Here is a 13186-nt window from a genome sequence, read left to right as displayed (position 1 = left end):
GACAGTGACAACTGTCTTTTTTCTTTTGAATTTTCGCACGTTGAGCGGCTCTTTTTTGCTATAATGTGTAACAGTAGAGCGAATTTTGAAGAGGTTTCCATGGAAATACACGATAATTTACGGGTTAATATGGCTCGACCCAAGCGCTTTTCCTGGTCCAAGTTTTTCGTTATTATTCTAGCCTTTGTCATTGTGATCGGCGCGGGTCTGGCGATTTACGCCTACCTTGCCTTACGTCCCATGGCTAAAGCCGAAAGCAATGTACAGGCAGTGGTCAAGCAAAAGACCCAGCTGACAAATTTGCATGATATGACCGTTGATTATCGGGACGGTTCGACTTATGCGGTGATAGGAAGCGAAAACGGAAAAGAAAAAGTGGCCATCATTCATGGGAAGTCATCCAAGGTCAAGGTGTTCGATTTTGGCAATGGCATGACCAAGGTGCAGCTTAAAGCCAAATTGAAGGGCGATTATCAGGCCAAAAAGATTTATTCTGCTAACTTATCAGAATATCAAAACGCCTTGGTTTGGGAGCTTTCTTACCAAGGAAAAGACGGTAGTTTGAATTACCTGACGCTTGATTATAAGAACGGAACGGTCTACCGGGCTGTGAATGGTTTGTAGCGCCAAATTTTGTTTTTGGTCGCGGCTTGTCTGATCGACCATTGACCAGAAATTTAAATAAAACGATAAAAATCGCCACGACAGTGAGAAGGAGGCGGGGGCTTTCCCCCGATTGCATATGACAGAAACGATTCCGACAATTCAGATTAAGGATGCAGCAAAATACGTAGGGCAACGTGTTAAGATTGGCGCCTGGTTGCGTCAAAAGCGTGGTTCTGGCAAGATGGCTTTCTTGCAATTGCGCGACGGAACGGCTTTTTTCCAAGGAGTTGTTGCCAAGGCTGACGTTTCAGAAGAAGTCTTTGAAACGGCCAAAGAATTGAAGCAAGAAAGCTCCATGTACGTTTATGGTGTGATTCACGCCGATGATCGGTCATCATTTGGTTACGAAATCAAGATCGACCGGATCGATGTGATTGGCGAATCCCACGATTACCCCATCACGCCAAAGGAACATGGAACGGACTTTTTGTTTGACGAACGGCACTTGTACTTGAGACACATCAAGCCCTTTGCCACGTTGAAAATTCGTAATACACTGATCGCAGCCACTTACGAGTTCTTCAACAAGGAAGGCTTCATCAAGCTGGACGCGCCTTTGCTGACGGGTTCTGCACCAGAAGGAACGACCGAATTATTCGAAACGGACTACTTCGGCCAGGAAGCCTACCTATCGCAGACGGGTCAGCTTTACGCTGAAGCTGGCGCCATGGCCTTTTCTAAGGTCTTTACCTTCGGACCGGCTTTCCGTGCTGAAAAGTCTAAAACTCGTCGTCACTTGACGGAATTTTGGATGATTGAACCTGAAATGGCCTTCTTTGATCAAGATGCTTCCTTGGAGTTGCAAGAACGTTATGTTTCTTTCTTGATCGAAAAAGTCTTGGAACAAAACGATCAAGAATTAGATTTGCTTGGCCGTGATAAGGAACTCTTGCGTTCGTATACGCAATTGCCATTCCCACGGATCTCATACGATGAGGCCATTCAGCTCTTGCAGGACAATGACTTTGACGTCGAATGGGGCGTCGACTTTGGTTCACCAGAAGAAACTTTCTTGGCTAACCACTTCTCCAAGCCGGTTTTCATTGTTAATTTCCCAAAGGCGATCAAGGCCTTTTACATGAAGCGTCACCCCGAACGTGAAGACGTTGTGGTTTCTGCTGATTTGTTGGCACCGGAAGGCTACGGTGAAATCATTGGTGGTTCCGAGCGTGATACGGACTATGATTATCTGAAGCAACGTATTGAAGACGAAGGCTTAGGCTTAGACGAGTACAATTGGTACTTGGATTTGCGCAAATACGGTTCTGTACCACACTCAGGGTTTGGACTTGGTCTAGAACGAATGGTGACCTTTGTGACTGGCGAAGAGCACATTCGAGAAGCTATTCCATTCCCACGGATGATGCACCGTTTGCGCCCTTAATAGCAAACTAAAAAGCGCCCAAGTTGACTTGGGCGCTTTTCTACAAAGATGAGGCAAGCGATGGAAGAAAACGTCAAAAGCTTATTAAGCGCTGGTTCGACCAGCATCCACAATTATTTACTGCTTCATTACCGCGACCTTGGATTGGACAATGACGACCTGGTGATTTATTTGCAGATTTCTCGTTTGCAAGGTCAAGGCGATCAAGCCAGCCCACAACTCGTAGCTGCCACAATGAAAGTGACGGAACAAGCGGTTTCTGAGCGTTTAAAGCGCTTTGTTCAACAAGACTGGATGACCGTCCAAAACCTGGGCAATCGACAGGAATTTTTCGATTTCACGCCACTTTTTGACAAGTTATTGAAGGGCCAGGCAGCTTCAAACGAAAATCCAGTTGTCTCTGCTGGGGAGCAAAGCCGTCGTCAAGTGGTTCGCGTCTTGCAAGGGGAGTTTGGTCGGCCATTGTCACCAATGGAACTACAAACGATTCATCAATGGTTTGACGTGGAGCACTTCGATCCGAATATGATGGTCCTGGCCATTCGCGAAGCGATTGCCAATAATGCGCGTTCCCTTCGCTACATCGAAAGTATCTTGATCAATTGGCAGAAGGCGAACTTGACTTCCCCACAGGCTGTCCAGCTGGATAAAGAACGTCGGCGTGGCGTCAGCTATGAAACGGGTAACCGGCGGAAAACGGGGACTTCTGGACCGAGTCGTGGTCAAACGACTGGTCAGCAGGGCAATAAAAAAAAGCCGACAGTGCCCATTTTTAAGTTGGACGACCTGTAAGCACTCGGATCGTTTGGTTACAAGACGGCTTTGCTGAGTCAGTGCTAGTAAAGTATCATTTGAAATTTGACTACTTTATTGAATGACAATCCGCCCTTTTTCATCCTGGTGGAAACCTAAGACGGGTTTTGCTTGTCCGGCAATCTGAAGGTGAAGATTGGCCTTTTGACCAATTTGGGACAGGCGCGTTTGTGCTTGTTCAAGGGTCAGTGGTCGTGCACCTTCTTGAAGGACCAAGGCGACGTCGCGATCGTCTTCTAGGAAACGTAGTGCGCTGACGGCTTGGATGTGATCGCGGTCTTGATCGACTTGGCCAAAAAGAGGGGTTTGTCGATCGATGTAAGTGGTTAGTGTAAAAAAGTCAAAAACAGTCATAATAGCTTTATTATAAAGGAAAATGATGGAAAAGAAATACACCTTAATGGTGACCGTTGCAGCCGGTTTGGAATCGGTAGTCGGTCAGGAACTAAAAAACATGGGCTATGCGGTTCGTGTCGATAACTACCGGGTTTTCTTTGAAGGAACCCAGGCCGACATTCTGCGTGCCAACCTTTGGCTGCGGACGGCCGACCGTGTCAAAATCGTGGTTGGGTCCTTTGAGGCCAAAACGTTCGAAGCGCTTTTCCAGGGAATAAAAGCGCTGCCTGTTGAAGACTATTTGAACTATGACTCGGAATTCCCAGTGGCCGGGCGTTCGCAAAAGTCAGTTTTGCACTCCGTTCCAGATGTTCAGTCGATTACCAAAAAAGCGATCGTTGAAAAGCTGCAAGAAGCTTACCACGTTCGGACACGGTTACCCGAAAACGGCTTCTTTGCCCAGTTGGAAGTGATGATCAATAAGGATCAGGTCATGTTAGTTTTGGACACAACTGGTCCGTCACTTTTTAAACGGGGCTATCGAGTTGAGAAGGGGCCGGCCCCTTTGAAGGAAAACTTTGCAGCGGCACTGATTTTGCTCACAAATTGGAAAAAAGAGTTGCCCTTTGTTGATCCGACCTGTGGTTCTGGAACCTTGGCCATTGAAGCGGCCTTGATTGGTCGCAACTTGGCGCCAGGCCTGACGCGGACCTTTGTCATTGAAAAGATGGACTGGTTCGACGCTTCCTTGTCAGATAGCATCCGAGATGAAGCAGAAGACAAGGCTGATTATGATAGCGTGCTAAACATCAAGGGATTCGATATTGACCCACGGATGGTAGCGATTGCAAAAGAAAACGCCAAACACGCGGGGTTGTCGCAAGATATTAGCTTTGAAACGCTGGACTTAGCCGACTGGCGGCCAGAAGAAGAGCAGGGAGTCTTGGTTGCCAACCCGCCTTACGGGGAACGCCTTGGTGAAATTGAAGCGGCGGAGGATCTATACAAGGTGATGGGGCAGCTGTACAAACCATTAACCCACTGGTCGAAGTACATTTTGACTTCGGACTTGTCCTTTGAAAAAGTATACGGTCAAAAAGCGACTAAAAAGCGCAAACTGTATAACGGACAACTGCGCGTTGACTATTTTCAGTATTGGGCCAAACCAATGTTAAAAAAATAATTTATGCAATCGTGTCATAGGCATAAATTTTGATGATTTTTGATATTTTTAAAAAGACTGTGAAAACAGTCTTTTTTTTATTTGACCAAAGTTCAGCAAGAAAGCGGATTTTTTAAATATGCAAAGATGCCCATGCTGAACAAAATGTTTAAATTATTCAATTTTATTATACAGTTTCAATTCTTATATATTCATAACTTTTGATTATTGAAAATCATGGCCTTGTTTTTTAAAAAGTATCATATATAATTTGATTTATATGAGCTACCCCTAAACGAAAGGATGAATATATGACAAAAGAAAATCGATCCCGCTTCAATATTGTGCGTTCTAAGAAAGCTTGGCTTTTGGCTTCCACCATGTTGATGTCAACTGGTGTCAGCGAAATGACGCAGAAAAATCATCTGCTCGCACATGCAGACGACCAATCGGTCAGTCAGGCTAAAGGACCAAATAACGAACAGTTCTCACCGACTGCAGCAAAAGACAACGAAAAGCGCTTAGTCGATGCGCCTTCGTCAGCTGTTGTTACCGCTGGGACGACCACAGCAAAAACGGCCGATTCGGGACAATCGGCAGCGGACAGTGCTGGTCAACAGTCGGTAAGAGCAAAGGACCAAGAAAAGACATCTTCTGAAGACCAAAAAGAAACGGTTCATGACAAAACGACGGCGGCTCAGGGTGGCTCCGAAGAAAGCAACGCGCTTTTTAATGATCAAGCCGTCAAAGACGTTTTGAGCAAGGCTTACCAACAAGATCAAGATCTCTTACCAGAATCTGATTTAATCGTGTCAAAGCAGGATAAGCAGGAGCTTTCAGAAGTGGCAAAGGAAATTTTGACGCAGGTCTCCACTGATTTAAAGACAGACGAGAAGACTGGTTATTCAAGTAACCCCAACAACGACCCGCTTCAACCAATCTATGAATTGACGAAGACGAGTTCGTTTGAAGAGCTGGTCGACAAGCTGGGTGGCTATTTGCCAAACTTCGCCTATCCCGGTCATACACAGATGGACGAATTTGAAAATTATGTGAATCAACCGGCTGTGATGCAGTTCCAAAAGCCAGCTTACTTCCTCTTTGGCCTTGGTGGACAGCAAAATGATTATTCGCAAGTTTCATACATGCGGTTAAAGACAGACAAGGCCTTTGTAAAGTCGGTTGCGGATAAGCTAAAGAAATTGGCAAATGGTGGGGCCTATGAAGGCACGTCGATGACTTATTTGCCAGTTAGCAAAACGTTGGCCTATTCTGGTGGACTGCCATTTTATGCCGTTTTGCAATCAAGTAACGGCTCCCTTTTGAGCCCGAACTTTTATCTGACGAACATCGAAGAAGTGATGCAGTCCATTGGGTCGATTGCCACTGGTGGTCGTTTGCATAGCTACATTGATCGTGATTATGAAGACGGTCGTTACGGTATTTATCTCCGTTTGGAAGCGCCAGAAGGTACGGATCCAAATACTTTTGTGAAAATGTTGAATCTCGACAAGGCGAAGTTTGGCGCCCAGATGGACTTTAACGTGAACTTTGGCATCGATAAACTCATGCAACAGATCCCTGGTATCGATGAGTACGTGCAACGGACCATCGGGGTTTCCTTGTCAGGCTACCAAGGATCGGTTTTAGACTTGTTAACACAATCTGCTTTGTGGGAAATTAACCATGAAGCTGGTACTCACGTTTCTGAAAAGGGCGCTGAAAGTCCATTTTATCCCATTACTCTTTACCCAAATGATATTAAGACCAATGTGAAAGAAGATCCGCGGGGTGTTTACTTGCTTGTTCGCGGTGCTGAACTAAGTCAATTTGATTCGACTTATTTGAAGGCTAAGATCATGGTCACAAAGTTTGTCATGAATTCCATGGCTTGGGTGGGTGATATTGCCGGTGCAGCCTACGGCTATCTGAACTTTGACGTTGACCGTTACGAGGGGAATCCTTCGGCTGCTGAATTAAAGCAAAATGGTATTTCAACAGCCGATCCATTAATGGCTTATGCAGATAATAGTCCTTATAAGATCTTGACCCGTGGGCAGTTACCACCGCACGCAGATGGCAGGCTAACGGTGAAAGCCAACTCCATTGACGCCAACGGCTTAGTTTCAAGTAAAAAGCATTCATGGCCTCATGGTGGTAACTTTGGCACTGATTTGGCTGTTGTTCCAGATAAAATTCACGACCATGCCTTGCAGACCTCGCCGATTGCAACTTGGCGTGCCTATATTTCGCCAATTGATCAAAAGCACTCTTATAATTTGAAGAAGGTAACGGCTTCTTCAGCAGAGTGGGTGGAAGAAAAAGGACAGCGCGAAGTATTACCTGGCCGAGACTTTGATAACCGACGGTTGATTTTAGATGACGGGGATTCCTTCTATGGTAATCGTGATCGCTTTGATCGTGTGATTGATTATTTTACTGGCGATGTCTTGCTGGATAAGGACGGGTTCCATGAAAATGATCAGGTGCAGTCGATCAAGCTGGTCAAATCAACTGATCCGGATGGTCAACTGACTAAGGAATCAGACTTTGCCATCTATAATCGACCATTTACGGTTTACTACTCTGGTGAAACGACACTTTCATCAGGAGAACGGATTCCGCTTCGAACAACGAAGATGACCGTCGTCCAGCAGGACTCAAAGCACGTGGACTTGTTGACGGATTTACGTCAAGACACAATGAAGAGCCTAGAAGAGCAGGCCAAGGTCATCAAGAATACCGCTTCTAACATGGCAAACAAACTAAAGGATGACCAGTTAGCAAAACTGCTAGTCAAACAAGAACAGCAATTGGCTGAAGTGAACCGGCAGATGGAAGACCAAAAGACGGAAGATGGTATCTTTGATTTGGCTGTGACGGCTCGTCATGACTTATTGCACGATCTTGATGGCTTGGCCAATGACGAGAATTTTGCCTCTGGCTATCAAAAAGGGAGTTTAGCGGCCGCTATCAAGGAAGTGCACGACTGGGCGTATAATCAAACGATTCATATCAATGATGATCAGACTTTGTCTTTTGAACAAAAGCAAAAGACCATTGAAAAGATGAATGCCTTTGTTGAAGAAGCGTTGAAGGAGTTAGTGAAAGCCGCTGATCAAGAAGGACGTTCAAAGCGAAAGGCCCGCTTTACTAACGATTTCTCAAAGGGTTACTACGATGATGAAGCACAGGCCATTATCGATCGGTTGAACAAGCTTTTCCCATATGGTGACGATGATGAATTCATTGCCGACACGACCCGTAACTTTGCAGTGATGAAGTTGGCGGAAGCCGGTGATTTGAAAAAGACCGAATTCTATAGCATGGATCACCTCGACCCAGATTCTTTGAGCGCTCGCTGTGGGGACATTGATAAGATTGTCGATGAATACACTGAAAAGATCAAGATAGCAAAGAAGATGTCTGAAATACGTGATGCTTTGACAAAGGCAGAGCTGTTGATTAATGCTGTCGGCCGACCAGACCAGCAGCCTGACTTTATGCCTGCTTCTAATGATGACCGTGAAGCAGCTAAACAGACTTTGCACACGGTTTCTGCTGCGAAGAAGACTGCTTTTGCTGCCATTGCCCACGTTGACCCAGTCAGTTTGGCACAGCAAAACGTGAAGGTTGACCAGACGGTTAGAGACGCGGAATTTGCGATCGACCAAGCCGAAACGAAGGGCGAGGTGAAGCAAGCGTTGAACAATGGACTGGAGGCTTTGGAAAAGGTTGCCAATCCATTGGTTGAAGACCGCTACCAACCAGTGACAAAGGAAGATCGTTTGCAGGCCAAGGCTGAGATTGATGCCGCGGCTGACACACGCGGACAAGAGATGGCCGCTATTGCGCACGTTGATCAAGATTCATTAACAAAGCAAGTCACCTTATTAAAGGCAATTGTTGACAAAGCCAAGAACGCCATTGATGCGGCGAACTCGAAGTATGATTTGAAACTGGCAGTCGAACAAGGCTTGAAAAACATTGACCAGTTGGCCGATCCTGCCAAGGAAGCGGCCTACCGTAAGCCGGATCCTGCTGATCAAGCAGCGGCTAAGAAGGGGCTGACGGAAGAAGCAGATGCGAAGAAAGATAGCTTTGACCAATTAGATGGCGTTGATGAAGAAAGTTTGGCTGATGCCAAAAAGAAGGTCGACCAAGTTCTGCTTGAAGCCATTGACGAAGTTGATCAGGCTAAGTCTGCCGCCGATGTTGACGATGCCTATCGCAAGGGCTTAAAGGCAATTGATGCTGTTCCAGCACCTGCTGTCATTGAAGAAAATAAGCAGGCCACAGAAGACGATAAGAAGCGGGCTGAAAAGAAGTTGACAGACGTTGTGAACCGGAAGAAGGCGGAATTCGGCCAAATCCAACACGTTGACTTCGATTCATTAAATACGCAAAAGAATTTGATTGATACGACTTGGGCAGATGGATTAGAAAACATTGAACAAGCCAAGACGAAGGGGGATGTGGCCAAGGCTTTGGCTAATGCCAAGAAAAGCATTGCAGCGATTGCTACACCTTCCCTTGAAAGAGATTATCGTCAAGCATCTCAGGCAGCTAAGAACCGCTCGATCAAGCGTCTTGAAATTGCCGCTAACACCCGCAAAAGCTTAATGGACCAGATCGCTCACGTGGATCAGGATTCCCTAGTGGCCCAAAAGAAGCAAGTGGATGACGTGTTAAAAGTGGCGCAGGATGCGGTGCGTGATGCTTACCTGAATAAGGATGTAGACGTTGCCGAAAAGCAGGGGATGACGGATATCAACGCTGTTTCTGATCCGCAGTTAAATGTTGATTACAGACAAGCAGACGATGTTGACCGCAAGCAAGCTAAAGAAACCTTAGACCAAGCTGGTGATTTGAAGAAGACCGGCTTTCGAAACATTCCAAACGTTGACCTGAGTAGCTTGAATAAGCAAGCTGAAAAAGTCGACCGAGTGGTGAACGATGGGAAAGAAGCCATTGATGCTGCTAAGACGAATGGCGAGATGAACCTGGCCTTAGATAAGGCGTTAAACGCTTTAGATCAGATCCCTGATCCGATGGTACAGACAGCCTTCCAGCCGGCTTCTGATCTTGATCGGGCCACTGGTATCAAGCAAATCGAAGATGCTAAAAAGGCGAAAAAGATCGCCTTTAATAAGATTGATCATGTCGACCAAGATGATTTGAAGAGTCAACTTGCTGAGATTGATGATGCGGTTTTGACAGCTAAAGAGCATATTGAAAAGGCGTCAACGAAGGGACAAGTTGATCAAGCAGTGCGTGATGGCTTGGCTGCCATTCAAGACGTTTTGGCACCAGATGTTGAAGAAGACTACCGACCAGTAACCGCTGCTGAAAAGAACAACGCGAAGAACTTAATTGATCGGGCCGTTGACTTTAAAAAGCAGACCTTTAGCAAAATCGATCACGTTGATCCCGATAGTTTGTCTGAACAAAGCCAAAGTGTTGAGGAAGCTGGATCGAACGCGAAGACAGCCATTGAGCAAGCATCGATTCAAAGCGAATTGAAAAATGCGTTGGATGCTGGCTTGACAAACATTGGCGCCGTGGCTGACCCGAGCCTCTTAGCGCCCTATTTACCAGCTACTCCTGATTCAAAGGACAGCGCTAAGCAGAGCATTGATCATGCGGGTGCCGATAAGAAGCAGCGCTTCGATGGTCTTCCAGGTGTTGATCCAACGGATTTGGATAAGCAAAAGAAGGCAGTGGATGCAGCGGCTGAAAAGGCAAAATCGAATATTGACCATGCTGGCACCCAAGGTGACGTCGATAAAGCCTACCGAGATGGCTTGGCTGACATCGATCAGGTACCGGACCCAGCCGTTGTGGACGAATTGAAGCCAGCTTCTGAGGTTGATCGTGAAAGTGAAAAGACACGCTTAACGGGAATTGCTAACCAGCGCAAGAATTACTTCGATAGCATTCCACACACGGACTTTGTCAGTTTGAAGACTCAACGTGGCTTCGTTGACCTAGCCTTAACGGCAGCTATGAAGGCAATTGATCAGGCGAAAACGCGTGGTCAGGTTGCTTTTGAAGGACAGAAGGGCGAAGCAGCCATTATGAAGGTGAGTGAACCTTCTTTGGAGGCGGCCTACCGTCCTGCTAATCAAGAAGACCGCAACCGGGCGACAGCCGTCTTGTATGCTGCAGCCGACCGTCGGGTGAAGGACTTTGAAGCGTTTGAGCACGTAGATGAAGCTAGTTTGACGAAGCAAAAGAAGGCGGTTTACGATGCGGAGGAAACGGGAACACAAAACATTCAAGCAGCAACAACAAAGGGTGCTGTGGACCATGCTTTGAGGCAGGGACTGCAAGCGGTGGCCGATGTCAAGGCACCGCGTTTGGCCCATGACTATGTCCCAGCAACAGACATCGACCGTGAAGCTGCTAAAGGACGTATCATGGTCGAAGCCAACCAACGTAAGTCAGCGATTGACCGTGTTGTCCATGCGAAGAAGGAAAGTGTGGTGCAACAAAAGAAGCTCGTCGATGGTATCACGATGACGGCCAATGGTCAGATTGAAATGGCAAAGACGAACGGGGACTTAGATCGGATCGTGCAAGAAGCAATTCAGGATATCAAGCAAGTTCCTGATCCTGTTTTGGATGATGATTATCGTCCTGCAAGCGACGAGATGAAGAAGCTTTACGAGGATCGACTTCTTGATCTGGCGAACAAACGCCGTCTTGTCTTCGAGAATATTGAGCACGTGGATGATCTTTCCCTCTATTACGCTCTAAAGGAGTTGGGAGAGGCTGCCCAAGCAGGTGATACGAATATTCAAGAAGCTAAGACAAATGTTGAGGTTCTAAAAGCCTATCACGAAGCGGTCGAAATGGTTCAAAAAGTCGCAGCGCCACAGGTCGAATATGGCTATCAAAAGCCTACCCAGGTGGATATTGACGCTGAAATTACGCATCTTCGCCGTGGGGCTGAGAACCGCAAAGACGTCTTCCGTAAGATCGAATATGTTGATCCAAAGAGCTTAGAAAAGCAATGCCTTGTTTTGGACCATATTGTTGATAAATACATTGCGATTATCGAACAAGCCTCAACTCGTCATGCGCTTGTCCGGATTCACGGCGATTTCATGGGTGAAATTGCCGACGTACCAGAACCTGACTTACTTCCTGGCAAAGACTTTGTGACGGATGAGGAGTTAGATGCCGCACTTGATGCCTTGGATAAGGTGGCTAAGGACAAAGAAAAGACGATGAGAAGTATCCCGCATGTTGATGCCGATTCGTTGAAGGATAAGCTGGCTATTTTGAACATTGAGCACAAGCGTCAAGATGCTGAATTGTATACGTGTGAGCGACAATACGAGTTACGAATTGCTTTAGTTTACGGTATTTCGAAGATTAATGATGTACCAAATCCCGATGTTGAATGGGGATATCGTTCGTTGAGTGAAGCGGCTAAGAAGAACGCCATTCAGGAACTGGTGAACTTGGCCAGTCAGAAAAAACGCGACTTCGATAGCCTTGCTGGAGTCAAGCTTGATTCCTTAAAGCGCCAAAAGCAGCTGGTGGATGAAGCTTTGCAACGTGGCGAGAACAATATTCAACCGTTGAAGTTGAACCGGGAACTGGCCCCTGTTATGGCTGTTGCCCGTGGTGAGATTCAGATGGTCGAACGACCAGACATCGATCGGGACCACGCCCTCCCAACGGCTATTGATCGTACCCATGCTAAACAAGTTTTGACGGATAGCGCCGACGCGAAAAAGAGTAGTTTTGATATGGTGCCATTCGTTCAAGAAGAAGCTTTGGCTCGTCAAAAGCAAGTTGTCGATGATCTGTTGGCTGACTTCTTAAAGCAAGTCGATGAGAGTCAAACCCTTGGCGAATTGGACCGCGTAGTGGAAGCCGGACAAAAGGCGATCAATGAAGTGGCCAATCCAGCGTCAGATGCTGATCATCAAAAGCCAACCAAAAAGATGATTCAAAAGGCTATCCAAGAAGTGCGTCAGGCCGGCCGTGAACGTAAAAACGAAATGGCTGAGGTCAAAAATGTTGTCCGAGAAATCTTACGTAAGCAACAAAAGATGGTGACAGCTCTTGTAAATAGCCAATTACCAGCCCTTCGTCAAAGTGAAACGGTTGCAGAGTTGAACCGGACCAAGTCACTTGCGATCTACATGATTCAAAACGTACCTGACCCTGATGCGAATGCCGCGACTCGTGCCGACCGGCGACGTGCTAAGGCGCGAGTTAACAACGCGGCCAAAGTGAAGACGAAGCTGATCAATAAAGTTGAAAACCCTAATCAAGATGAAAAAACTGAGATTCTAAGCGACATGGCCGACGTTGTTTCTGAAACAAGTCACGCCATTGATGCAGCCGAAAAGAAGGAAGAAGTGCTTGATGCCGCTCTTGATGGGGTTGAACGAATCAACAATTTACCATTGCCAACAGAAGGCCATAAGGGATCTGATGGTGGTGATACACCGGACAATCCTGGTAATCGTGATGGCGGTGGGGATGATTCAGATGGTCATGACCCTGATGGCAACAACGGTAAGGGTGGAAAAGATGCTGATCAACCTGGTGGTCAGGCAGATTGGGCTGGTCAACAGAATAAAATGGCTGACTTGCAAAACGCTTCAGAAGCTTTCGATTCAACAACCCATATGACCCGAAACATCGACCAGATGAAGGGGCAGGATGCAGCCTTACCAGAAACTGCAAGGCAAGAGAAAACCACCGAAAATCGATTGATTGCTTTGACACTTTCAGCTATGCTGACTGCTTTAGCATGGGGGAAGGCAAAAGGCCATAAAAAGGGACGTTCTGAATAAAAGACG

6 protein-coding genes are annotated in these 13186 nt (G+C 46.5%); 5 read left to right on the top strand and 1 reads right to left on the bottom strand.

Annotated elements, in window-relative coordinates; all coding sequences use genetic code 11:
* Positions 1–99 precede the first annotated feature (99 nt).
* From G6R27_RS01990 to G6R27_RS01980, 3 genes are all read left to right on the top strand, one after another.
* A complete protein-coding gene (locus tag G6R27_RS01990) occupies positions 100–624 on the top strand; it encodes a hypothetical protein (RefSeq protein WP_213819409.1) in 525 nt (174 codons plus the stop codon).
* 118 nt (positions 625–742) lie between these two features.
* Positions 743–2050 carry an asparagine--tRNA ligase gene (gene asnS, locus G6R27_RS01985; RefSeq protein WP_213819408.1) on the top strand — a complete coding sequence of 436 codons (1308 nt, stop codon included), beginning with the start codon at positions 743–745 and terminating at the stop codon, positions 2048–2050.
* Between the two features lie 60 nt (positions 2051–2110).
* Complete coding sequence (locus G6R27_RS01980; RefSeq protein WP_230791132.1) at positions 2111–2842, top strand: DnaD domain protein; 732 nt, start codon at positions 2111–2113, stop codon at positions 2840–2842.
* A gap of 75 nt (positions 2843–2917) precedes the next feature.
* On the opposite strand, the gene G6R27_RS01975 is transcribed toward G6R27_RS01980, so the two are convergent.
* The gene (locus tag G6R27_RS01975) at positions 2918–3217 is read right to left on the bottom strand and encodes a hypothetical protein (protein WP_213819406.1); all 300 of its coding nucleotides are present in this window, start codon (positions 3215–3217) and stop codon (positions 2918–2920) included.
* A gap of 25 nt (positions 3218–3242) precedes the next feature.
* Between G6R27_RS01975 and G6R27_RS01970 the strand changes: the two genes are divergently transcribed.
* Both G6R27_RS01970 and G6R27_RS01965 read left to right on the top strand, forming a co-directional pair.
* Positions 3243–4382, top strand: a complete 1140-nt coding sequence (locus G6R27_RS01970) for a THUMP domain-containing class I SAM-dependent RNA methyltransferase (RefSeq protein WP_213819405.1) — start codon at positions 3243–3245, stop codon at positions 4380–4382.
* A 290-nt stretch (positions 4383–4672) separates the two neighbouring features.
* A complete protein-coding gene (locus G6R27_RS01965; RefSeq protein WP_213819404.1) occupies positions 4673–13180 on the top strand; it encodes a DUF1542 domain-containing protein in 8508 nt (2835 codons plus the stop codon).
* Positions 13181–13186 lie beyond the last annotated feature (6 nt).

This window comes from Fructobacillus papyriferae (genome assembly GCF_018437225.1).
Taxonomy (GTDB): Bacteria; Bacillota; Bacilli; order Lactobacillales; family Lactobacillaceae; genus Fructobacillus; species Fructobacillus papyriferae.
Note: the sequence above shows the minus strand (reverse complement) of the source record. Positions and strands in the feature narration are given on the sequence as shown.

Bases quoted from the DNA above. Each gene is read 5' to 3' on its own strand.
- G6R27_RS01975 (WP_213819406.1), bottom strand. From the start codon at position 3,217: ATGACTGTTTTTGACTTTTTTACACTAACCACTTACATCGATCGACAA.
- asnS (WP_213819408.1), top strand. From the start codon at position 743: ATGACAGAAACGATTCCGACAATTCAGATTAAGGATGCAGCAAAATAC.
- G6R27_RS01980 (WP_230791132.1), top strand. From the start codon at position 2,111: ATGGAAGAAAACGTCAAAAGCTTATTAAGCGCTGGTTCGACCAGCATC.
- G6R27_RS01970 (WP_213819405.1), top strand. From the start codon at position 3,243: ATGGAAAAGAAATACACCTTAATGGTGACCGTTGCAGCCGGTTTGGAA.
- G6R27_RS01990 (WP_213819409.1), top strand. From the start codon at position 100: ATGGAAATACACGATAATTTACGGGTTAATATGGCTCGACCCAAGCGC.
- G6R27_RS01965 (WP_213819404.1), top strand. From the start codon at position 4,673: ATGACAAAAGAAAATCGATCCCGCTTCAATATTGTGCGTTCTAAGAAA.